At 71.8% G+C, this 23,031-nt stretch carries 18 protein-coding genes; 6 read left to right on the forward strand and 12 right to left on the reverse strand.

What is annotated here, in order from left to right:
• Positions 1-58 precede the first annotated feature (58 nt).
• The 10 genes from ACGF3J_RS01255 to ACGF3J_RS01300 form a co-directional block, all read right to left on the reverse strand.
• Positions 59-1,828, reverse strand: a complete 1,770-nt coding sequence (locus ACGF3J_RS01255; protein WP_161329772.1) for an IucA/IucC family siderophore biosynthesis protein — start codon at positions 1,826-1,828, stop codon at positions 59-61.
• Complete coding sequence (locus ACGF3J_RS01260) at positions 1,825-2,385, reverse strand: GNAT family N-acetyltransferase (protein ID WP_161329773.1); 561 nt, start codon at positions 2,383-2,385, stop codon at positions 1,825-1,827. Before ACGF3J_RS01260 ends, ACGF3J_RS01255 begins: the two co-directional genes overlap by 4 nt.
• A complete protein-coding gene (locus tag ACGF3J_RS01265) occupies positions 2,382-3,662 on the reverse strand; it encodes a lysine N(6)-hydroxylase/L-ornithine N(5)-oxygenase family protein (protein ID WP_161329774.1) in 1,281 nt (426 codons plus the stop codon). The genes ACGF3J_RS01260 and ACGF3J_RS01265 overlap by 4 nt, the downstream gene beginning before the upstream one ends.
• On the reverse strand, positions 3,646-5,088 hold the full coding sequence (desA, locus tag ACGF3J_RS01270) for a lysine decarboxylase DesA (RefSeq protein ID WP_161329775.1): 1,443 nt from the start codon (positions 5,086-5,088) through the stop codon (positions 3,646-3,648). The genes ACGF3J_RS01265 and desA overlap by 17 nt, the downstream gene beginning before the upstream one ends.
• Before the next feature lie 173 nt (positions 5,089-5,261).
• Positions 5,262-6,122: a siderophore-interacting protein gene (locus ACGF3J_RS01275; RefSeq protein WP_161329776.1), complete on the reverse strand. Its 861-nt coding sequence runs from the start codon at positions 6,120-6,122 to the stop codon at positions 5,262-5,264.
• A gap of 25 nt (positions 6,123-6,147) precedes the next feature.
• On the reverse strand, positions 6,148-7,194 hold the full coding sequence (locus tag ACGF3J_RS01280) for an ABC transporter substrate-binding protein (RefSeq protein ID WP_161329777.1): 1,047 nt from the start codon (positions 7,192-7,194) through the stop codon (positions 6,148-6,150).
• 121 nt (positions 7,195-7,315) lie between these two features.
• Positions 7,316-8,476, reverse strand: coding sequence for an acyl-CoA dehydrogenase family protein (locus tag ACGF3J_RS01285; RefSeq protein WP_161329778.1), 1,161 nt, complete (start codon positions 8,474-8,476; stop codon positions 7,316-7,318).
• Between the two features lie 6 nt (positions 8,477-8,482).
• Positions 8,483-9,448: a hydroxymethylglutaryl-CoA lyase gene (locus ACGF3J_RS01290; RefSeq protein ID WP_393853351.1), complete on the reverse strand. Its 966-nt coding sequence runs from the start codon at positions 9,446-9,448 to the stop codon at positions 8,483-8,485.
• Positions 9,445-11,400 carry an acetyl/propionyl/methylcrotonyl-CoA carboxylase subunit alpha gene (locus tag ACGF3J_RS01295; RefSeq protein WP_161329784.1) on the reverse strand — a complete coding sequence of 652 codons (1,956 nt, stop codon included), beginning with the start codon at positions 11,398-11,400 and terminating at the stop codon, positions 9,445-9,447. Before ACGF3J_RS01295 ends, ACGF3J_RS01290 begins: the two co-directional genes overlap by 4 nt.
• 36 nt (positions 11,401-11,436) lie before the next feature.
• Positions 11,437-13,053, reverse strand: a complete 1,617-nt coding sequence (locus tag ACGF3J_RS01300) for a carboxyl transferase domain-containing protein (protein WP_161329780.1) — start codon at positions 13,051-13,053, stop codon at positions 11,437-11,439.
• A gap of 97 nt (positions 13,054-13,150) precedes the next feature.
• On the opposite strand from ACGF3J_RS01300, the gene ACGF3J_RS01305 reads away from it, so the two are divergent.
• The 3 genes from ACGF3J_RS01305 (at position 13,151) to ACGF3J_RS01315 (ending at position 15,917) form a co-directional block, all read left to right on the forward strand.
• Entirely contained in the window at positions 13,151-13,759 is a 609-nt protein-coding gene (locus ACGF3J_RS01305) for a TetR/AcrR family transcriptional regulator (protein ID WP_161329781.1), read from the forward strand.
• Positions 13,760-13,856: 97 nt separating this feature from the next.
• Positions 13,857-15,014, forward strand: a complete 1,158-nt coding sequence (locus ACGF3J_RS01310) for an acyl-CoA dehydrogenase family protein (protein ID WP_122619978.1) — start codon at positions 13,857-13,859, stop codon at positions 15,012-15,014.
• Positions 15,015-15,044: 30 nt separating this feature from the next.
• Entirely contained in the window at positions 15,045-15,917 is an 873-nt protein-coding gene (locus ACGF3J_RS01315; protein WP_161329782.1) for an acyl-CoA thioesterase II, read from the forward strand.
• Between the two features lie 14 nt (positions 15,918-15,931).
• On the opposite strand, the gene ACGF3J_RS01320 is transcribed toward ACGF3J_RS01315, so the two are convergent.
• Both ACGF3J_RS01320 and ACGF3J_RS01325 read right to left on the reverse strand, forming a co-directional pair.
• A complete protein-coding gene (locus tag ACGF3J_RS01320; RefSeq protein ID WP_161329783.1) occupies positions 15,932-16,720 on the reverse strand; it encodes a phosphatase in 789 nt (262 codons plus the stop codon).
• A 62-nt stretch (positions 16,721-16,782) separates the two neighbouring features.
• Positions 16,783-18,477 (reverse strand): PucR family transcriptional regulator ligand-binding domain-containing protein, encoded by a 1,695-nt coding sequence (locus tag ACGF3J_RS01325; protein WP_393853352.1) that lies wholly within the window; start codon positions 18,475-18,477, stop codon positions 16,783-16,785.
• A gap of 193 nt (positions 18,478-18,670) precedes the next feature.
• Between ACGF3J_RS01325 and ACGF3J_RS01330 the strand changes: the two genes are divergently transcribed.
• From ACGF3J_RS01330 to ACGF3J_RS01340, 3 genes are read left to right on the forward strand one after another with little or no spacing between them, the layout of a single operon-like run.
• Positions 18,671-20,134, forward strand: coding sequence for a sodium:solute symporter (locus ACGF3J_RS01330; RefSeq protein ID WP_161329326.1), 1,464 nt, complete (start codon positions 18,671-18,673; stop codon positions 20,132-20,134).
• Positions 20,135-20,186: 52 nt separating this feature from the next.
• On the forward strand, positions 20,187-21,176 hold the full coding sequence (speB, locus tag ACGF3J_RS01335; protein ID WP_161329327.1) for an agmatinase: 990 nt from the start codon (positions 20,187-20,189) through the stop codon (positions 21,174-21,176).
• Positions 21,173-22,858: a thiamine pyrophosphate-binding protein gene (locus tag ACGF3J_RS01340; protein WP_161329328.1), complete on the forward strand. Its 1,686-nt coding sequence runs from the start codon at positions 21,173-21,175 to the stop codon at positions 22,856-22,858. The genes speB and ACGF3J_RS01340 overlap by 4 nt, the downstream gene beginning before the upstream one ends.
• Positions 22,859-23,031: the final 173 nt, after the last annotated feature.

Consider the following 23,031-nt stretch of genomic DNA (forward strand, 5'->3'; position numbering starts at 1 on the left):
GCGGTGACGGGCACCCCGGAGGACCGTCTCCGGGGTGCCCGCCCGTCCAGGGGCCCGGCTACCGGCCCGCGAGCGGGTTCTCCAGCCGGCCGATCAGCTGGAGCGCGCCGGACGGGTCGGCGAGGTCCACCATCTGCCGGTTGTCGCGCAGCTGGAGCCGGTTGAGGCAGGACAGCGCGAACTCGGGCGCGAACATGTCGTACCGGTCGAACTTCTCGGCCAGTTCCGGCACCGACTCCTGGTACTCGCGGGTGACCTCCGCGACCGTCCGCCAGAAGTCGTCCTCCTCCACGATGCCCTCGCCCGCCAGGTTCGCGGCGAGGAAGCGGAAGAAGCAGTCGAAGACGTCCGTGAAGATGGACAGGAGCTTCTTGTCCTCGGGCACGTCCACGGCGATCCGGGCGACCTCCGGCGGCAGGACCGCGTCCGGGTCCATCACCGCGATCTCCTCGGCGATGTCCTTGTAGATCGCGCGCCGCACCACCCCGTCCTCCAGGACCAGGATCACGTTCTCGCCGTGCGGCATGTACACCAGGTCGTAGGCGTAGAAGCTGTGCAGCAGCGGGACGTAGTAGGCGCGCAGGTAGTGCCGCAGCCACTCGGCGGGCGCGAGGCCGGACCGCTCGATCAGCGCGCCCGCGAAGGAGGCGCCCTCGTGGTCGACGTGGACGAGGGAGGCCATGGTGGCGAGCGTCTCCCCCTCCTGGAGGGAGGGCACCGGGCTCTCCCGCCAGAGCGCGGCCAGCATCTTGCGGTACGGCGAGTAGCGGTCGGTGGCCTGCTCGTACTCCAGGTGCCGGTAGCCCACGGCGGCCCGCTCCCGGATGATGCTCAGGCCCGTCGACCTGAGCACCGGGTCGCCCTCGATGAGCTGGGCGAGCCAGTCGTTGATGGCCGGGGTGGCCTCCATGTAGGCCGCCGACAGGCCGCGCATGAAGCCCATGTTGAGGACGGACAGGGCCGTCTTCACGTAGTACTTCTCCGGGTGCGAGGCGTTGAAGAAGGTACGGATGGACTGCTGGGCCAGGTACTCGTCGTCGCCCTCGCCCAGGCAGACCAGGTGCCCGCGGGCGACCTCGGCGGCGAAGGTGACGGTGAGCTTGTTCCACCACTGCCAGGGGTGGACCGGGATGAGCAGGTAGTCGGCCGGGTCCAGGCCCCGCTCGCGCAGGACGCCGTGGAAGCGGTCGACGGTCCCCTCGCCCAGCTCGTCGCGGACGAAGGACTCGTACTCGATCCCGACGCCCGCCGTGAACGCCGCGCGGGAGCGGTGCGCCGCCAGCCACACAAGCCGGACCGGGCTCGCGGTCTCGGGGGCGTACGACAGGTACTCGTGGATGCCGAAGCCGAGCCGTCCGTTGTTGGCCACGAAGCACGGGTGGCCCTCGGTCATGCCGGTCTCGACGGCCTGGAAGTCGGCGCGGGCCAGCTCGGCGGAGGTGACCTTCGGCTTGGTGAGCTTGTAGCAGGTGCCGGAGAGGGTGGAGGAGATCTCCTCCAGGTAGACCGGCAGGATCTCCTCGCTCAGGCCCAGCGTCTTCTGCAGCTCGACGAAGAAGTCCAGCGCGGCGAGCGGGAGTTCGGACCCGTCGCGGTGGCGGGTGATCGAGGCGGCGTCCACCTGCCAGTGGTCCAGGGCGCGGACGGTGGCCGTGAAGCGGTAGCGGGTCTGGCCGTCGTCGCTGAGGACGACGTACTCCTCGCCGTCCCGCTCGGGGGAGAGCAGCCGCTCGTGCGTGAACTCGGCCAGGGCCTTGCGGATCAGGAGGCGGTTGGCCTGCTCCCAGCGCTCGGGGGAGAGGTGGGCGACGGCGTCGGCGAGGCTCATCGGGACACCGCCTTCTCGAACTGGTCGCGGGTGCAGAAGCTCAGCAACGCCTTCTTCTCCGGCTTCTGGATCTCGCGCGCGGGCACGAATCCGACGGCTGCGTTCAGGGCGTGGACGGCCTTGTTGTCGACGTCCGGCTCGACGACGACGCGGGCGGTGGCCGGGTCGGCGAACAGCTCGGTCATGACGGCGGTGATGACGGCGCGGGTGAAGCCGTGCACCGGCCGGTCGGTGGGGGCGACCAGGAAGTGCATGCCGACGTCGCCGGGCTCCGGCTCGTACAGGCCGGTCAGCTCGCGGTGGACCGGGTCGTACCGCTCCATCAGGAAGGCGGGCACGCCGTCGTGCAGCCCGATGAAGGCGTCCTGGTGGGGGTCGGCGGCCACGTCCATGTACGCCCGCTCGACGTCGACCAGTTTCGCCTCCTGCATCATCCAGTACGCGGACTTGGGGTGGGTGAGCCAGCCGTGCAGCAGCTCGGCGTCCCTGAGCGGGTCGAGGGGGCGCAGGGTGAGGGCGCCGATCCTCGTGGTGGCGGATTTCGTGGGGGTGGTCATGCGCTGAACTCCTGGAACGCGATCGACTTCTCGACCGGGTAGTACTCGGTGCCGAGCAGCTCTCGGACGATGTAGCTGTTGCGGTAGGCGCCCATACCCAGGTCGGGGCTGGTCACGCTGTGCGTGTGGACACCCGCGTTCTGCAGGAACACGCCGCTGCCCGTGACGTCCACGGCGTAGTTGCGGGACACGTCGAAGTTGCCGCGGGAGTCGTAGCGGAGCCGGTCGCGGACGGGCTTGAGGAACTCCGGCTCGGTGTACCGGTACCCGGTGGCCAGGATCAGGCCCTGGGTGTCGATCTCGAAGTCCGTGCCCTGCTCCTCCTGGCGGAAGCCCAGGGTGTACGTGCCGTCCGCGTACCGGGCGCTGGTCAGCGCCGAGTTGGTGAGCAGGCGGGTGGGGACCGGCCCGCCCAGTTTCTTCTGGTAGAGCAGGTCGAAGATGTCGTTGATCAGGTCGCCGTCGATGCCCTTGAACAGGCCCTTCTGCTCCGCCGTGAGGCGGTAGCGGGTGGGCTCCGGCAGCGCGTGGTAGTAGTCCACGTACTCCGGCGAGGTCATCTCCAGCGTGAGTTTGGTGTATTCCAGCGGGAAGAAGCGCGGGGAGCGCGTGACCCAGTTCAGCCGGTAGCCGTGGACGTCGATCTCGCTGAGCAGGTCCTGGTAGATCTCGGCGGCGGACTGGCCGCTGCCGACCAGCGTGATCGACTCCTTCTTCACCAGCTCGGCCCGGTGCTGGACGTACTGGGAGTTGTGGAGGAAGTCGCCGGCCAGGCCCCGGCAGGCGTCGGGGATGTGCGGCGGGGTGCCGGTGCCGAGGACGAGCCGGCGGGCGCGGTAGGTGTCGCCGGCCGTGGTGGCGACGGCGTACAGCTCCTCGCGCTCGTCGTACGTCACCTCGGTGACCGTCGTGGAGAAGCGGACGCTGCTCAGTTTGTTCGCGGCCCAGCGGCAGTAGTCGTCGTACTCGACACGCAGCGGGTAGAAGTTCTCCCGGATGTAGAACGAGTACAGCCGGCCCTTCTCCTTCAGGTAGTTGAGGAAGGAGTACGGGGAGGTCGGGTCGGCGAGCGTGACCAGGTCCGACATGAACGGGGTCTGGAGGTGGGCGCCGTCCAGGAACATGCCGGCGTGCCACTCGAAGTCCGGCTTGGACTCCAGGAAGACGCCGTTCAGCCCGTCGATGGGCTCGGTGAGGCAGGCGAGGCCGAGGTTGAAGGGGCCGAGGCCGATCCCCACGAAGTCGTACGTGGCACTGGCTTCAGGAAGCGCGGTCAAGGGACTCTCCCAGGTACTGCTCGGCGTGGCCGGCGATCAGGTCGAGGACGGCGGCGATGTCGGCCGTGGTCGTCTCGGGGTTGAGCAGGGTGAACTTCAGGTAGTGGCGTCCGGCCACCTTGGTGCTCGCGACCACGGCGTCGCCGGAGGCGAACAGGGCCCGGCGGGCGTACAGGTTGGCCCGGTCGATCTCGGCGGGGTCGGTGACGGCGGCCGGGATGTAGCGGAAGACCAGGGTGGACAGGCTCGGCTCCACGACGACGTGGTAGCGCGGGTCGGCGGCGATCATCCGCCAGCCCTCGGCGGCCAGGTCGCACACCTCGTCGAAGAGCTGCCCGATGCCGTCGGCGCCCATCACGCGCAGCGTCATCCACAGCTTGAGCGCGTCGAAGCGCCGGGTGGTCTGGAGCGACTTGTCCACCTGGTTGGGGATACGTTCCTGCACCATGCGGCGCGGGTTGAGGTACTCCGCGTGGTAGGTGGCGTGGCGCAGCGTGGCCGCGTCCCGCACCAGCACGGCGGAGGAACTCACCGGCTGGAAGAACGACTTGTGGTAGTCGACGGTGACCGAGTCGGCCCGCTCGATGCCGGCCAGCCGGTCCCGGTACTTCAGCGAGGTGAGCAGCCCGCAGCCGTAGGCCGCGTCCACGTGCATCCACACGCCGTACTGCTCGCAGAGCGCGGCGATCTCCGGCAGCGGGTCGATGGAGCCAAAGTCGGTGGTGCCGCTCGTGGCGACGACGGCCATGGGGACGAGACCGTCCCGCGTGCAGCGCTCCAGCTCACGGGCGAGGGCCACGGTGTGCAGGCGCTTGTCGTGGTCGACGGGGATCGGGACGACGGCGTCGGGGCCGAGGCCGAGCAGCTTCGCCGACTTCTGCACGCTGAAGTGGCTGACCTCGGAGGCGAAGATCCGCAGCTTGGCCAAGGTGTCGGTCTTGGCCTCCTCCCGCGCCAGCAGCAGCGCCTGGAGGTTGGACTGGGTGCCTCCGGAGGTGAACACGCCGTCGGCGGCGGGGCCGAGGCCGATCCGGTCGGTGGTCCAGTCGATCAGTTTCCGCTCGATGAGCGTGCCGCCGGCCGACTGGTCCCAGGTGTCCAGGGAGGAGTTGACGGCGGACAGCACCGCCTCGCCGAGCACCGCCGGTATGACGACCGGGCAGTTGAGGTGGGCGAGGTAGCGGGGGTGGTGGAAGTAGACGGCGTCGCGGAGGTAGACGTCCTCCAGCTCGTCGAGGACCGCGGCCGTGTCGTGCAGCGGCCGGTCGAGGTCGATCTCGTCGATGCGGGGGGAGAGGGCGTCGGCCGTGACACCGGTGAACGGGCGGTCGGTGGTGGCGATTCTGGCGGCCACCCGCTCGACTCCTTCGGTCACGGAACGGCGGTACTGCTCCGCGGTGGTGTCGTTGAGCAGGTGCGAGCGCATGCGGGGGTCCTCCGGTGGGGACGGTCCGAGAGGGAGGGGAAGGATGGGGCAGGTCGGCAGGGCGGAACCCTTGCTTCAACTTAGGTCAGCCTAACCTAACGTGATTGGATCAAACGCATGCCTGTGCGTGACTGCCGTCACTCAGGTGCACGGCGATCCAGGAGCCCCTGCTCTCAGCCCTGTTCGCGGAGCTGTTCCTCCGTCAGCCCCTGGCGCCAGTAGCCGACGAAGGTGACGCGCCGCCGGTCGATGCCGCGTTCGCGCACGAAGTGCCGGCGCAGCGACTTGACGCAGCCGGACTCGCCCGCGATCCAGACGTAGGGGTGCACGGCGTCCGGCAGCCGCGCGTCCCGCAGGGTGGCCAGGGTCGCCTCGGGGCCGCCGGTGACGCCCCGGACCAGCCAGGTGATCTCGGCGTCCGCCGCCGTGTGGAGGTCCTGCACGTCCTCGGCGTGCGGCACTTCCAGCCAGACCCGGGCGCGGGTGCCGGCGGGCAGCGACTCGACGATCGCGCAGGCGGCCGGTACGGCGGTCTCGTCGCCCCAGATCACCACCAGGTCGGTGTCCGCGGGCGGCCGGAAGCGGATCGCCCGGTTGTCGGCGATCGCCGGGCCGAGCAGCAGGACGCGGTCCCCGGCGGTGGCTGCGGCGGCCCAGCGGGCGGCGGGGCCGGCCTCGAAGGCGCCGCCGGGTTCGACGCCGTGCAGCACGAAGTCGATGTCGATCTCGGCGGTGTCGCCGTCGGCGTCGCACCGGAGCGCGCGCAGCGTGTACGAGCGCATCACCGCCCGTACGTCGTCCGGGAGTTCACGCCAGGCCTGCCACCACTCGTCGCCCCGCTCCACCGGCACCGCGGGCTCGGACTGGCCCGGGTGCGGCAGGAACAGCGACAGGGACTGGTCGCGGCCGTCCGAGTGGAAGGCGCGCAGGTCGCCCCCGGCGAAGGTGACACGGGCCAGAGACGGACCGAGCCGCCTCGTCCGTACGACCTGGAGGGAGAAGAAACGGAACGGGGCGGCTACGGCCGTCGTCATGGCGTGCTCCGGGAGACGGAGAAGGTCAGCCGACCTTCTTGGCGTTCTCGATGGCCTCGGCGAGGTTGTTCAGCAGCGGCGTGCACTTGTCGTAGGACAGGATCGGCTCGGGGGAACGGGGGATGACCTGGCCGGCCTTGACCGCGGGGAGCTGCTTCCAGGTGCCCTCGGTGATGTCCGCGGGCTGGATGGTGGAGGCGCGGTCGTCCATGATGATCACGTCGGCCGGGTACTTGTCGACGTTCTCCCAGCTCAGGCTCTCGAACCAGCCGCCGGTCGCCTTCTTCGCCTCGTCCGAGGGCTCGACGAAGTTCACGCCGAGGGACTTGAAGTACTCCAGGTCCACGGACAGGTTGGTGCCGGAGACGTAGAAGAGGTCGGCGCTCGCGGAGCCGGCCAGGACCCTGATCTCGGGCTTGGCCTTGGCGGCGGCCCGCAGCCGGGCGGCGGCCTTCTCGAAGGCGGCCTTGGCGTCGGTGACCTTCTTGGCCTTCATGTCGGCGCCCAGCGACTCGGCCAGCTCCCACATGCGCTGGAGCGGCTGGGTGAGCTGGCGGTCGAAGACGGAGATCGCAACGCTCGGCGCGAGCTTGGCGACCTTGTCCTTGGACTCCTCCGGGACCGACCAGAGGGTGCCCGCGGTGTCGAACGTCGTGGTGATGAGGACCTCGGGGGCGAGGGTCGCGTACTTCTCGACGTTGAGCTTGCCCCACTCGTTGCCGAGGACGGTGACCTTGTCGACGTCGAGGTCGCCGGCCTGGACGTCGGGCTTGCCGTCCTTGGTCGTGGTCGGGCCGAAGACGCCCTTGACCTCGACGCCGTAGTCCCAGAGGGCGGCGGCGACACCGGTGAAGGCGACGATGTTCTTCGGCACCGAGTCCAGCTTCACGGTCGTGCCGCGGTCGTCCTTGAAGGACCAGGGGCCGGACTTGCCGGCGCCGCCCGCTCCCTCGTCCGAGCCGCTCTTGCCGTCGTCGTCACCGCAGGCCGTGAGCGCGGCACCGAGGCCGAGGGCGCCGCCCGCGGCGAGGATTCCGCGGCGGGTGAGGTGGGTAGCGCTGGCGTTGGGCATGGTGTGGCTGCTTTCGAACGGTGCGGAGGGTCCGCGGGACAATTTCCGGGTAGGTTAGCCTAACCTCAGATCTTGTCCAGGGGCGGGGCCGTCCGGCCCCACCCCGCGACGGCGTCCCGTCTCAGCTGACCAGCCCCAACTCCCGTGCGATCAGCATCCGCTGGACCTCGCTGGTGCCCTCGCCGATCTCCAGGATCTTCGCGTCCCGCCACATGCGGGCGACCGGGTACTCGTTCATGAACCCGTACCCGCCGTGGATCTGCGTGGCGTCCCGGGCGTTGTCCACGGCCACCGTCGACGAGTACAGCTTCGCCAGCGCGGCCTCCTTCTTGAACGGCTCGCCCGCCACCAGGCGGGAGGCCGCGTCCCGCCAGGCGAGGCGGGAGGTGTGCGCCTTCATCTCCATGTCGGCGATCTTGAACTGGATGGCCTGGTTGGCGCCGATGGGCTTGCCGAAGGCGTGACGTTCCTTCGCATACCTGACCGACTCGTCCACGCAGCCCTGTGCGAGGCCCGTGCCGAGCGCGGCGATGGCGATGCGCCCCTCGTCCAGGATGCGCAGGAACTGGGCGTAGCCGCGCCCCTTCTCGCCCAGCAGGTTCGCCGCCGGGACCCGTACGTCGGAGAAGGACAGCTCACGGGTGTCCGACGCGTTCCAGCCGACCTTCGAGTACGGGGCGGCCACCGTGAAGCCCGGCGTGCCCGACGGGACGATGATCGCCGAGATCAGGGGCCGGCCGTCCGGCTTGCGGCCGGTGACCGCCGTGACCGTCACCAGGCCCGTGACGTCCGTGCCCGAGTTGGTGATGAAGCACTTGGTGCCGTTGATCACCCACTCGCCGGTCGCCTCGTCGAGCCGCGCCGTGGTCCGCGTCGCGCCCGCGTCCGAGCCGCCGTCCGGCTCGGTCAGGCCGAAGGCGCCCAGGATCTCGCCCGAGCACAGCCGGGGCAGCCACTCGCGCTTCTGCTCCTCGGTGCCGAAGAGGTGGACGGGCATCGCGCCCAGCGAGACCCCCGCCTCCAGCGTGATCGCCACCGACGAGTCGACCCGCGCCAGCTCCTCCAGGGCGATGCCGAGGGCCAGGTAGTCGCCGCCCATGCCGCCGTACTCCTCCGGGAACGGCAGCCCGAACAGGCCCATGCGGCCCATCTCCCGGACGATCTCGTACGGGAACTCGTGCCGCTCGTAGAAGTCACCGATCTTGGGCGCCACGACGTCGTGGGCGAACGCCTCCACCGTGCGGCGGAGTTCTTCCAGTTCGGGGGAGAGCTTGTGGTCCATGGGTGATCAGTGCTCCTGGTGGGAGTCGGCGCCCGAGCCCGCGAGGGCTCGTACGGTGCGGGACGGGCTGGGTCGGCCCAGGTGGGCGGCCATCCAGACGCTGGTGGCGACGAGACGGCCGAGGTCGACCCCGGTGTCGATGCCGAGGCCGCGCAGCATCCACACGAGGTCTTCGGTGGCGAGGTTGCCGGTGGCGGACTTGGCGTACGGGCAGCCGCCCAGGCCGCCGGCGGAGGCGTCGACCGTCGTCACGCCGTGCCGCAGCGCGGTCAGCGTGTTGGACAGGGCCTGGCCGTAGGTGTCGTGGAAGTGGACGCCGAGCGTGTCCACGGGGACGCCTGCCTCGGTGAGCGCGGTGAGCAGGGCGCCGACGTGGCCCGGGGTCGCCACCCCGATGGTGTCGCCGAGGCTCAGATCGTCGCAGCCCATGTCCAGCAGGGCCCGGCAGACCCGCACCACCTGCGGGACGCGGACGGCGCCCTCCCACGGGTCGCCGAAGCACATCGACAGGTAGCCCCGCACGTGCACGTCCGCCGCCTTCGCCCGCGCCACCACCGGCGCGAACATGGCCAGGGCCTCGTCCACCGTGCGGTTCAGGTTGGCCTTGGCGAAGGACTCGGTGGCGCTGGCGAAGACCGCCACACGCCGGGCGCCCAGCGCCAGCGCGCGGTCCAGGCCGCGCTCGTTCGGCACCAGGACGGGGAGGTCGACCGGCAGGTCCGCGACCGCCGGGAAGAGCTCCTCCGCGTCCGCCAGCTGCGGCACCCACTTGGGGTGCACGAAGCTCGTGGCCTCGATGGTGGTCAGACCGGTCCCGGCGAGCCGGCGGACGAACTCCGCCTTCACCGCGGCCGGGACGATCGCCTTCTCGTTCTGCAGGCCGTCGCGGGCGCCGACCTCGTGGATGCGGACGCGGGCGGGCAGGCCGTCGGCCGGCACCGTCATGGGCAGGCCCGGGTCGGGGGTGTTCATGCCGTCTCCTCCGCCCCGTCGCCGGGGCTCTCCGCCGGGGTGATGACCGCCAGCACCTGGTCCATGGCGACCGTGGTGCCGGGCGCGACGTCCAGTTCGGCGACGGTGCCGCCGTGCGGCGCGGAGATGACGTGCTCCATCTTCATCGCCTCCACGACCAGCAGGCTCTGCCCGGCGGCCACCTCGTCGCCGACGGCGACCTTCACCACCGTCACCGTGCCCGGCATCGGCGCGGTGAGCGAGTCGGCGCCCGCGTGCGCGGAGCGGGTGAGGGAGGCGGCGACCGGGTCGTGGTCGCGCACGTGCCAGGCGTCGCCGTCGCGGCCCAGCCAGTCGGCGACGCGGTCGAAGGTGTGCCGGACGCCGTCGAGGGTGACGGCCACCTGGTCGTCGGTGACGGTGTGGGTGCCGCGCGGGGAGTGCGTGACGGGGTCGAGTCCCGGCGCCCGCAGCGGGAAGGCCACCGGCTTCGGCTCGCCGCCCGTGCGCCAGCCGTCCGGCACCGAGAACGGGTCCGTCCAGCCGTCCCCGCGCGGACGCAGCGCGTCCAGCCGTACGGCCGCCGCCGCCTCGTACACCTCCTCCGGCACGTCCGTGGAGACCAGGCCGTCGGCCTCGCGCTCCACCAGACCGGTGTCCAGGTCGCCCGCCACCACCGCCGGGTGCGCGAGCAGCCTGCGCAGGAACCCGGCGTTGGTCTGCACGCCCAGCGTCACCGTCCGGGCCAGGGCCGCCCGCAGCTTGCGCAGCGCCGTCTCCCGGTCGGGGCCGTACGCGATCACCTTGGACAGCATCGGGTCGTAGAGGCTGCCGACCTCGCTGCCCTCGCTGAGCCCGGAGTCGGTGCGCACCCCGTCGCCCTCGGGCTCGCGCAGCCGCAGCACCGTGCCGCCGGAGGGGAGGAAGCCGCGCGCGGGGTCCTCGGCGCACAGGCGGGCCTCCACCGCGTGCCCGGTCAGCCGGACGTCGTCCTGCGCGAGGCCGAGCGGTTCGCCCGCCGCCACCCGCAGCTGCCACTCCACCAGGTCCAGGCCGGTGACCAGCTCGGTCACCGGGTGCTCCACCTGGAGGCGGGTGTTCATCTCCATGAAGTAGTACGAGGACGGGTCGCTGCCCGGCACGATGAACTCCACCGTGCCCGCGCCCCGGTAGCCGCAGGAGCGCGCCGCCTGCACGGCGGCCTCGCCCATCGCGGCGCGGGTCGCCTCGTCGAGGAGCACGCTGGGCGCCTCCTCGATGATCTTCTGGTGCCGGCGCTGGAGGGAGCACTCGCGCTCGCCCAGGTGGATCACGTTGCCGTGGCCGTCGGCCAGGACCTGGATCTCGATGTGCCGGGGCCGGTCGATCCAGCGCTCCACCAGGAGTGTGTCGTCGCCGAAGGAGGCGCGGGCCTCGCGGCGGGCGGCGGCGATCTCGTCGGCGAGCACGGCGGCGTCCCGCACCAGCCGCATCCCCTTGCCGCCACCGCCGGCCGACGGCTTGAGCAGCACCGGGGTGCCGATCTCGCGGGCGGCGTCGGCGAGCTGGGCGTCCGTCAGCCCGCTGCCGCTGGAGCCCGGCACCACCGGCACCCCGGCCGCCTTGACCGTCTCCTTGGCCCGGATCTTGTCGCCCATCAGGGCGATGGCGTCGGCGGGCGGCCCGATGAAGACCAGCCCCGCCTCCTCGCAGGCCCGCGCGAACCCGGCGTTCTCGGCGAGGAAGCCGTACCCCGGGTGGACGGCCTGCGCGCCGGTCCGGGCGGCGGCCGCCAGCAGCCGCTCGACGGACAGATAGCTCTCCGCCGCCGGCGCCGGGCCGATCCGTACCGCCTCGTCGGCCTCGCGCACGTGCCGCGCGTCCGCGTCGGCGTCGGAGAAGACCGCCACCGAGCGCACGCCCATCGAGCGCAGGGTCCGGATGACTCGCACGGCGATCTCACCGCGGTTGGCCACCAGCACCGTGTCGAACATCAGGCTCCCCATCGTGCTACCCATCGAGTCCCCTCCTCACATCCGGAAGACGCCGAACTGGGGGTCGCCCAGCGGCGCGTTGGCACAGGCGGTCAGGGCCAGACCCAGCACCCGCCGGGTGTCGGCGGGCTCGATCACCCCGTCGTCCCACAGGCGGGCGGTCGCGTAGTAGGCGTTGCCCTGGCGCTCGTACTGCGCGCGGACCGGTGCCTTGAAGGTCTCCTCCTCCTCGGCCGGCCACTCCTCGCCGCGCGCCTCCAGCTGGTCCCGCTTGACCGTGGCCAGCACGGACGCGGCCTGCTCGCCGCCCATGACGGAGATCTTCGCGTTGGGCCACATCCACAGGAAGCGGGGCGAATAGGCCCGCCCGCACATCGAGTAGTTCCCCGCGCCGTACGAGCCGCCGACGACCACCGTCAGCTTCGGCACCCGCGTGCACGCCACGGCCGTCACCATCTTGGCGCCGTGCTTGGCGATGCCGCCGGCCTCGTAGTCCCGGCCGACCATGAACCCGGAGATGTTCTGAAGGAACACCAGCGGGATGCCGCGCTGGTCGCACAGCTCGATGAAGTGGGCGCCCTTCTGGGCCGACTCGGCGAACAGGATGCCGTTGTTGGCGACGATGCCCACCGGGTGGCCGTGGATGCGGGCGAAGCCCGTGACCAGGGTCTGCCCGAACTCCGACTTGAACTCGGCGAACCGGGACCCGTCCACCACGCGCGCGATGACCTCGCGGACGTCGTAGGGGGTGCGGGAGTCGACCGGCACCACGCCGTACAGCCCCTGCGGGTCGGCCTTCGGCTCGACGGCGGGCTCCACGCCCCAGGGGAGCGCGCCGCGCCGGGGCAGTGTGGAGACGATCTGGCGCACGATCCGCAGGGCGTGCGCATCGTCCTCGGCCAGGTGGTCGGTCACGCCGGACACCCGCGAGTGGACCTCGCCGCCGCCCAGCTCCTCCGCCGTGACCACCTCGCCGGTGGCCGCCTTCACCAGCGGCGGGCCGCCCAGGAAGATCGTGCCCTGATTGCGGACGATCACGGCCTCGTCGCTCATCGCCGGGACGTACGCACCGCCCGCCGTGCAGGAGCCGAGGACGGCGGCGATCTGCGGGATGCCGGCGCCGGACATCCGGGCCTGGTTGTAGAAGATCCGCCCGAAGTGCTCGCGGTCGGGGAAGACCTCGTCCTGCATCGGCAGGAAGGCGCCGCCCGAGTCGACCAGGTACAGGCACGGCAGCCGGTTCTCCAGCGCCACCTCCTGTGCCCGCAGGTGCTTCTTCACGGTCATCGGGTAGTACGTGCCGCCCTTGACGGTGGCGTCGTTGGCGACGACCACGCACTCCCGGCCGCTCACCCGCCCGATTCCGGCGATGACGCCGGCCGCCGGGGCCTGTCCGTCGTAGAGCCCGTCGGCCGCGAGCGGCGCCAGCTCCAGGAACGGCGAGCCGGGGTCGAGCAGCGTGTCCACGCGGTCGCGCGGCAGCAGCTTGCCGCGCGCGGTGTGCCGGGCCCGGGCCCGCTCCCCGCCGCCGAGCCGGGCCGCGGCGAGCTTGGCGCGCAGCTCCTGAACGAGGACGCCGTGCGCCTCCTCGTTGGCCCGAAAGGCCTCGGACGCGGGATCTGCCGCCGTCGTCAGCTCCGGTGCCTCGTGCATCCTGCGGTCCCCTCACCCAGTGATCGACCAGTTAATGAGCGTTAACGCGTTTCCCTCAGGTTAACGACCGCTAACCTCCCTGTCTAGAATTGCTCCCATGGCCACCAGAACCGACGCCCCCACCCGCCGCGAGCAGATCCTCAAGGAGGCCGCCCGGCTCTTCGCCGAGCGCGGCTTCCACGGTGTCGGCGTCGACGAGATAGGCGCCGCGGTCGGCATCAGCGGCCCCGGTCTGTACCGGCACTTCGCCGGCAAGGACGCGATGCTCGCGGAGCTGCTGGTCGGCATCAGTGAACAGCTGCTGACGGGGGCGAAACGGCGGCTGGCGGAGGCCGAGGGGGTGGCCGGCTCCGGGGCGGGTGCCGAGGCGGTCCTCGACTCGCTCATCGAGGGTCACATCGACTTCGCGCTCGACGACCGCCCGCTCATCACCCTGCACGACCGTGAGCTGGACCGCCTCCGGGACGCCGACCGCAAGATGGTGCGGCAGCTCCAGCGGCAGTACGTCGAGCTGTGGGTCGGGGTGGTCCGCGAGGTCTATCCGGCGGTCACGGAACCGAGCGCCCGCTCGGCCGTCCACTCGGTCTTCGGCCTCCTGAACTCCACGCCCCACCTGGGCCGCCCCGGCGCCCTCCCCGGCCGCACGGTGACGTCGGAACTGCTGCACCGGATGGCCCGGGGAGCGTTCGCGGCGGTGGGGGAGTGACGAGGGTTACCCACGGCCCACTCTGGACGCCCCTCCCTACCCGCCGGTACGGTGAAGTCTGAGCAAGCGCTTAGATACGTACCCTGGAGGTGGCGCGGTGCGCCGTACGGTGTTCAACGAGGACCACGAGGCGTTCCGGGAGACCATCCGCGCCTTCATCGAGGCCGAGGTCGTCCCCGTCTACGACGAGTGGTTCGCCGCCGGCCAGGCGCCGCGCGACTTCTACCACAAGCTCGGCGACCTGGGCATCTTCGGCATCAACGTGCCCGAGGAGTTCGGCGGCGCGGGCATGGACAGCCACAAGTTCGAGGCCGTCCTCTACGAGGAGACCGCCCGCGCGGGCGTCCAGTTCGGCGGCTCCGGCGTGCACGTGCTGCTCGCCCTGCCCTACATCAAGATGCTGGCCACCGACGAGCAGAAGAAGCGCTTCCTGCCGAAGTTCGTCAGCGGCGAGGAGATGTGGGCCATCGCGATGACGGAGCCCGGCACCGGCTCCGACCTGGCGGGCATGAAGTCGACCGCCAAGCTCTCCGAGGACGGCACCCACTACGTCCTCAACGGCGCCAAGACCTTCATCACCGGCGGCGTGCACGCCGACAAGGTCATCGTCTGCGCCCGCACCGCCGCGCCCACCGCCGAGGACCGCCGCCACGGCATCTCGCTGTTCGCCGTGGACACCAAGTCCGAGGGCTACTCGGTCGGCCGCAAGCTGGACAAGCTCGGCCTGCGCACCTCCGACACCGCCGAGCTGGCCTTCGTCGACGTCAAGGTGCCCGTCGAGGACCTGCTCGGCGAGGAGAACAAGGGCTTCTCCTACCTCGGCCACAACCTGGCCTCCGAGCGCTGGGGCATCGCCTTCGGGGCCTACGCGCAGGCCAAGGCCGCCGTCCGGTTCGCCAAGCAGTACGTGCAGGACCGCACGGTCTTCGGCAAGCCGGTCGCCCACTTCCAGAACACCAAGTTCGAGCTGGCCGCCTGCCAGGCCGAGGTGGACGCCGCCGAGGCCGTCGCCGACCGCGCCACCGAGGCGCTGGACGCCGGTGAGCTGACCCCCGCCGAGGCCGCCAGCGCCAAGCTGTTCTGCACCGAGGTCGCCCACCGCGTCATCGACCGCTGCCTCCAGCTGCACGGCGGCTACGGCTACATGAACGAGTACCCGATCGCCCGCCTGTACGCGGACAACCGCGTCAACCGCATCTACGGCGGCACGAGCGAGATCATGAAGTCGATCATCGCGAAGAACATGGGCCTGTAGACCGGTCTGCAGACCACAGAATCACAGGACATGAGCGAAGCACTCCAGTCCCTCCTCGACCTGCTCGACCTCGAGCGGATCGAGGAGGACATCTACCGCGGCCGCTCCCGCTCCGCCGTCGTCCCCCGGGTCTTCGGCGGGCAGGTGGCCGCCCAGGCGCTGGTCGCCGCCGGACGCACGGTCCCCGCGGACCGGCACGCACACTCCCTGCACGCGTACTTCCTGCGCCCCGGCGATCCGGGCGCCCCCATCGTCTACAACGTCGACCGGCTGCGCGACGGCCGCTCCTTCACCACCCGCCGGGTGGTCGCCGTCCAGCACGGCAAGCCGATCTTCACCCTGTCGGCGTCCTTCCAGACGTACGAGGAGGGCCTGGACCACCAGGCCCCCATGCCGTCCGCCCCGGACCCGGCGACGCTGCCCACCGGCGAGGAGCGGCTGCGGAGCTACCCGCACCTGCCCGCCGACACCGTCGAACGGTTCCTGGAGGCCCGCGCCGCCGTCGACCTGCGCTACGTCGACGACCCGCCGTTCGGTGACTTCGGCACCCCGCGCGACCCGCACTCCCAGGTGTGGTTCCGCACCAACGGCAAACTCGCGGACGACCCCCTCCTGCACGTCGTCCTCGCCACCTACGTCTCGGACATGACGCTCCTCGACTCGGTGCTGCTCGCGCACGGTCGCGGCGGCTGGGCCGTCGGGGACGTGGTCGGCGCCTCGCTGGACCACGCCATGTGGTTCCACCGGCCGTTCCGCGCCGACGAGTGGCTGCTGTACGACCAGCAGTCCCCCTCCGCGTCCGGCGGCCGGGGCCTTGGGCAGGCCCGGATCCACACCCAGGACGGGCGGCTCGCCATCTCGGTCATCCAGGAAGGCGTGGTGCGCGTCCCCCGGGAGGCCTGACGACGCGCGGCGCGCTACTTCAGCCCCGCCTCCGTCAGCAGGTAGGCCGTCATCGGGTCGTAGTAGCGCGGGCTGACCACGTGGTCGTCCAGCGGCACCGCGACCTGGAGGGTGCCCTCGGACTCGGCGAGGAAGAGGGCCGGGTCGTTGCAGTCCGCGTAGCCGACGGAGTCGACGCCGTGCTGGGCGGCACAGCCGGCCCAGCCGTGGTCGGCGACGACCAGGTCGGGCAGCGGGCGGCCCGCGCGCTCCAGGCCGGTGAGGATCGCCTTCATCGGCTCGCCGGAGTGGGTGTGCCACAGCGAGGCACCGTGCTCCAGCACGGCCACGTCCGCGAACTGCTGGACGTATCCCTCCTCCGTCGTCAGCCCCTCCGGGATCACGACGATCTCGCAACCGGCGGTGCGCAGCGCGTCGGCCGTCGCGCGGTGCACGTCGAGCAGGCCGCCCGGGTGGCCGGTGGCGAACAGCACCCGCTGCTCGCCGTCGGCGGCCTTGCGCAGCCGCCCCGCCATCCGCTCCAGCGCGGCCACGGTCAGCTCCGGGTCGATGGTGTCCTGGCCGTACCGGTACTCCGGGTCGTCGTTGACACCGACCCGCTCCGCCATCACCGCGAGCACGTCCTGCTCGTCGGTCCAGCGCTCGCCCAGCTCCAGACCGAGCCAGAAGTTGCGGTCGCCGTTCGCCAGCTTCCGGTAGTGGGAGAGGTTGTTCTCGCGGGGCGTGGCGACGTCGCCCGCGATACGGGTTCTGACGAGGTGCTCGGCGAGTTCGGCGCGGCTGGGTGTCCCGGGTATCGGCATGGCTCCCATTGTGAGGCAGCCGCCACTCGGCGTCTTGGGCATGTCCCGCGCTGGGACGCGGGTCACCTCCGCAGCGCGAACCAGAGTTCCATCCGTACGTCCGGGTCGTCGAGGTCGGCTTCCAGCAGGGCCGCGCAGCGGGCGACGCGCTGCCGGACGGTGTTGCGGTGCACGGACAGGGCGACGGCGGTGCGGTCCCAGCTGCCGTGCAGGGAGAGCCAGGTGCGCAGCGTCTCGGTGAGCGCCGGGACGTCCGCGACCGGCGCGAGCAGCGCACGCGCGTGCGCCTCGGCGTCGCCGTCCGGCACCAGGTCGGCCAGCGCGGGCCGCGCACCGTGCCGGACCAGCGGCACCCGTGTGGCCCGCGCCCGGGCCAGCGCACGGGCCGCCTGCGCGTCGGCCGCCGGCCATTCGGCGGGGGTGACGGCGGCACTCACCCCCAGCACCCACTCCGGCTGCGCGTCGGGCCCGTCGCCGCCGGTCCCCCCGCTGCCGGGACGGCTCTGCGGGCCGGGCTGTTCCTCGCCCTCCGCGCCCGGGCGGCCGGGTGGGGAGGCGGGCGCGGGCGCGGTGGGGGCCGTTCCGGGGTCTCCCTCGGGGCCGGGAAGGCGGGTCGCCGGTTCTCCGGCCGGCCGCCCCGTGCCGGGCGGGGACGCGGTGGGGGCCGTCCCCGGGCCGGCGGGCCCGGTGGCCGCTACCAGGACCCGCACCACGTCCCCCGCGGGATCGACGAGGGGTGAGCCCAGGGCCGCGCCCAGGGCCGAGGCGGCGACCGGGTCGGCGGTGCCGGAGACGGGGCGGGCGTGGACGACGTGCCAGTGGGTGGCGCCCCCGCCGCCGAGGAGCGGCGCGGCCTCCTCGGGGCGGGCGCCCAGCAGCAGCCGTACGAGTGCCGAGGAGCGGGCCGCGCCCGTGCCGCTCTGGTGCTCACCGGTGAGCAGCGAGAGCAGGACGGCGGCGACCGATGCGATGGTGTGGTCCCCGGACTCCCGGTGCGGCGCGGCCACCCCGAGGACGAAACCCTGCCCGGTGCCGAGCGCGTACGCGGCGAGATGCGTGCCGGCCACCGTGTCCGTGGCCGTGGTGGAGGTGTGGCCGGTGACGAACCGGGACAGCCCCGCCAGCGCCCGCCGCACCTCGCCCCCGGGCTCCCGCCCCGCCGCCGCGATCTCCGTGCCCTCCGGCCCGTACAGCACCGCCCGCCCGTCGAGCCGCCCCGCCAGCCGGCGCAGGACCGACGGCACCGGGTCCGGACGGGAGGCCGCCGCGGCCAGAGCCTGCTGCGCCTCGGAGACCCGCCGCAGCTCCGCCAGCCGTGCCTGCGCCATCAGCTGCCACACCGCGCGGGCCACGCCCGAGAACGTCGTCCGCCGCGGCACTTCCACCAGCGGCAGCCCGTGCGCGTCGCAGGCCGCGACCAGGGCCCGCGGCACCGTGTCGTGCACCGGCGCCACCCCGAAGCCGAGCGCCGCGCCGCCCGCCGCCACGATCCGCCCGACGTAGGCGTCGAAGTAGGAAGGGCCCGGGTCCGTGCCGCGCGGGACGTGCACCCCCGCCGTCAGCAGCAGTTCGCCGCCCAGCAGGTACGGATAGGGGTCGGCCATCTCCGAGGTGTGCGCCCAGTGCACCGCCACGCCCGCCGGGGACGGCCCCGCCATCCGCCGCAGCCCCAGGTCGTCGCGGGCCAGCAGGGCCGCGAGGGAGACCGGCGGCGTCGGCGGCGTGGAAGGGCCAGGCGGAACGGTCGGCTCCGGCATGATGGACGTTTCCTCCACTTCGGCGGACGTGAATGGATGAAACGTACACTTCGCAGTCGCTTTCCAGCCACCTAGTGTCAACCCGGACCGGAATCCAGACCGGCGGCCGCGGGTACGGGCGGATGTCCCCGCGACCAGCCACCGGACCACCCCCAGCACGACCCGCCACCGACAGTGCGCGAAGGAGGCCCCCATGGCCGTCGACTACATCGTGATCGTCGTCTATCTCGCCGGCATGCTCGCCATGGGCTGGTGGGGCATGCGCCGCGCCAAGTCCAAGAGCGAGTTCCTCGTCGCGGGGCGCCGGCTCGGCCCCGCGATGTACTCCGGGACCATGGCGGCGATCGTCCTCGGCGGCGCCTCCACCATCGGCGGCGTCGGCCTCGGCTACCAGTACGGCTTCTCCGGCGCCTGGATGGTCGTCACCATCGGCCTCGGCCTGCTCGCCCTGTCCGTCTTCTTCTCCGCGCGCATCGCCCGCCTGAAGGTCTACACCGTCTCCGAGATGCTCGACCTGCGCTACGGCGGCAAGGCCGGCGTCATCTCCGGCGTCGTCATGTGGGCGTACACCCTGATGCTCGCGGTCACCTCGACCATCGCCTACGCCACGATCTTCGACGTCCTCTTCGACGTGAACCGCACCCTCGCGATCATCCTGGGCGGCTCCATCGTCGTCGCCTACTCCACGCTCGGCGGCATGTGGTCCATCACGCTCACCGACATGGTGCAGTTCGTCGTGAAGACCATCGGCGTCCTGCTCCTGCTGCTGCCCATCGCGGTGGTCAAGGCCGGCGGCTTCAGCGAGATGAAGGCTCAGCTGCCGACCGAGTACTTCGACCCGCTGGGCGTCGGCGGCGAGACGATCTTCACCTACGTTCTGATCTACACCTTCGGCATGCTCATCGGTCAGGACATCTGGCAGCGCGTCTTCACCGCCGGCAGCGACCGCACCGCGAAGTGGGGCGGCACCATCGCCGGCACCTACTGCCTCGTCTACGCCGTGGCCGGCGCCGTCATCGGCACCGCCGCCAAGGTGCTCTACCCGAACCTCGCCAGCCCCGACGACGCCTTCGCCACCATCGTCAAGGACGAACTCCCCATGGGCGTGCGCGGACTGGTGCTGGCCGCCGCCCTGGCCGCCGTGATGTCCACCTCCTCCGGCGCCCTCATCGCCTGCGCCACCGTCGCCAACAACGACATCTGGTCCCGGCTGCGCGGCGTCATGCGCAAGACGGACGGCGAACACGACGAGGTGAAGGGCAACCGCGTCTTCATCCTCGCGATGGGCGTCCTGGTCGTCGTCATCGCGATCGCCCTCAACGACGTCGTCGAGGCCCTCACCGTCGCCTACAACCTGCTCGTCGGCGGCCTCCTCGTCCCCATCCTCGGCGGACTGCTGTGGAAGCGCGGCACCGCGCACGGCGCCCTCGCCGCCGTGGCGGTCGGCGGCCTCACCGTCGTCGGCCTGATGGCCGGCTACGGCGTCCTCGCCAACGAGCCGATCTACTACGGCCTGCTGGCCTCCCTCGTCGTCTACGTCGCCGTCTCCCTGGCCACCCGCCCCACCGACGAGGCGATCCTCGCCGCGTGGCGCGAACGTCTCGCCGGACGGTCCCCCGAATCCCCGTCCGAACCGCCGGTCCCGGCACCCCAGTAGAGTCGGACGGCAGTAGTACATACGCGACGAAGCGTAAGAAGGAAGGCAGTACATGAGCAGCAACGAGACGCCCCGCGGCCCCGTCGACTCCTCCCGGATCCCGCGCTACGCCGGACCCGCGACCTTCGCCCGGCTGCCCCGCCTGGACGAGGTCTCCTCCGCCGACGTCGCCGTGGTCGGCGTGCCGTTCGACTCCGGCGTCTCGTACCGGCCCGGCGCGCGGTTCGGCGGCAACGCCATCCGCGAGGCCTCCCGACTGCTGCGCCCGTACAACCCTGCGCAGGACGCCTCCCCCTTCGCGCTCGCCCAGGTCGCCGACGGCGGCGACATAGCGGTCAACCCCTTCAACATCAACGAGGCCGTCGAGACCGTGGAGGCCGCCGCCGACGACCTCCTCGGCACCGGCGCCCGCCTGATGACGCTGGGCGGCGACCACACCATTGCCCTGCCGCTGCTGCGCTCGGTCGCGAAGAAGCACGGCCCGGTCGCCCTGCTCCACTTCGACGCCCACCTGGACACCTGGGACACCTACTTCGGCGCCGAGTACACGCACGGCACGCCGTTCCGGCGCGCGGTGGAGGAAGGCATCCTGGACACCTCGGCCCTCTCCCACGTGGGCACCCGCGGCCCGCTGTACGGCAAGCAGGACCTCACCGACGACGAGAAGATGGGCTTCGGCATCGTCACCTCCGCCGACGTCTACCGGCGCGGCGCCGACGAGGTCGCCGACCAGCTCCGCCAGCGCATCGGCGACCGCCCGCTCTACATCTCCATCGACATCGACTGCCTCGACCCCGCCCACGCGCCCGGCACCGGCACCCCCGAGGCCGGCGGCATGACCTCCCGCGAACTGCTGGAGATCCTGCGCGGGCTGGCATCCTGCAACCTGGTCTCCGCCGACGTCGTCGAGGTGGCCCCCGCCTACGACCACGCCGAGATCACCTCCGTCGCGGCCTCCCACACCGCGTACGAACTCACCACGATCATGTCCCGCCAGATCGCGCAGGCCCGCGCGACGGACCAGGAGGCCGAGAGCAAGTGACCCACGACCACGACCTGGTACTCCGTCCGACCGCCGCCCAGACGGAGGCCGCGCTCAACCCTCCCCCCGGCCGCAACGGCGGAGACCTGGTCGTGGAGACCCTGGCCGGGCTCGGCGCGACCACCGTCTTCGGCCTGCCCGGCCAGCACGCCCTCGGCATGTTCGACGCGCTGCGCCGCTCGGACCTGCGCTACATCGGCCTGCGGGTGGAGAACAACGCCGGTTTCGCGGCCGACGCGTACGGCCGGATCACCGGCGAGGCGGCCCCGCTGCTCCTGTCCACCGGCCCGGGAGCCCTCACCGCCCTCGCCGCGCTCCAGGAGGCACGGGCGGCCTCCGCCCCCGTCCTCGCGATCAGCAGCCAGATCCCCACGGCCGGCCTCGGCGGCGGCCGCCACGGCTACCTCCATGAACTCCCGGACCAGGCGGCCTCGTTCAGGGGCGTGGTGAAGTCCGTCCACACGGTCCGCACCCAGTCCCAGATCCCGTCCGCGATCGCGGAGGCGTGGACGTCCGCGCTGACCGTGCCGCACGGACCGGTGTGGGTGGAGATCCCGCAGGACGTCCTCCTGTCCGAGACCCCGATCCCGGTGGTGACCGGCGGTGACACCTTCCCCGAGGAACTGCCCCCGCGCCCCGAACTGACGGCGGTGGCGGCCGACCTGCTGTCCCGCGCGGAACGCCCCGCGATCATCGCGGGCGGCGGCGTCGTCCGCGCGGACGCCTCGGGCAAGCTGCGGCAGCTCGCCGAACGCCTCCAGGCCCCCGTCGTCACGACCTTCGGCGGCAAGGGTGCGTTCCCGTGGACGCACCCCCTGTCCCTCCAGTCCTGGCTGGAGGACCGCCACACGACGGACTTCCTGGAGGACGCCGACGTCCTCCTGGTGGTCGGCTCGGGCCTCGGTGAACTCTCGTCGAACTACCACACGTTCAAGCCGCGCGGCCGGGTCGTCCAGATCGAGGCCGACCTCGGCAAGCTCGAGTCCAACCACCCGGCCCTCGGCATCCACGCCGACGCCCGCCTCGCCCTCCAGGCCCTGCTGGAGACGGTGGAGGAGCGCACGGACCCCACCGCCCCCGAACGCGTACGGGAGGTACTGGACAAGGTCCGCGACCGCATCGAGTCCCAGGAACTCACCCTGGAACAGGACGTCCTGGCCGCCGTCCGGGGAGCCCTCCCGCCCGGCGCCCCGTCCTTCTGGGACATGACCATCCTGGCCTACTGGGCGTGGTCGGCCTTCGACGCCAAGGCCCCCAACGCCATGCACTCCGCCCAGGGCGCGGGCGGCCTCGGCTACGGCTTCCCGGCGGCCCTCGGCGCCGCCGCCGCCGATCCCACCCGCCCGGTGCTGGCGGTCTCCGGCGACGGCGGCGCCCTGTACTCCATCGCGGAACTGGCCAGCGCCCGCCAGTACGACCTGAACGTCACCTGGCTGATCGTCGACGACGGCGGCTACGGCATCCTGCGCGAGTACATGACCGACGCCTTCGGACAGCCGACGGCCACGGAACTGACCCGCCCGGACTACGTGGCCCTGGCGGAGTCCTTCGGCGTACCGGGCGTGCGCACGTCCCCGGAGACCCTGGAGACCGACCTCGCGAAGGCCCTGGCCGCACCGGGCCCGTCGGTCGTGGTCCTGCCGGCCGTGCTGCGGATGTTCGCGCCTACGCATCTGGGGTGACGGCAGTGCGTCACAGGCCACCGCGGGCTGCGTGTGGCCTGTGACAGTGCTGTGACGGGGAGCACATCCTTCCGCTGATTGGTCGTCAATAAGCTCAATGATCCGACCAATCGGAAAGGGGTTCCTTCCTTGCAAAGGCCCGCTGTGCACTCTTTTGCCGGTGCTTCCCTGTC

This window comes from Streptomyces sp. NPDC048171 (assembly GCF_043202655.1).
Classification (GTDB): Bacteria; Actinomycetota; Actinomycetes; order Streptomycetales; family Streptomycetaceae; genus Streptomyces.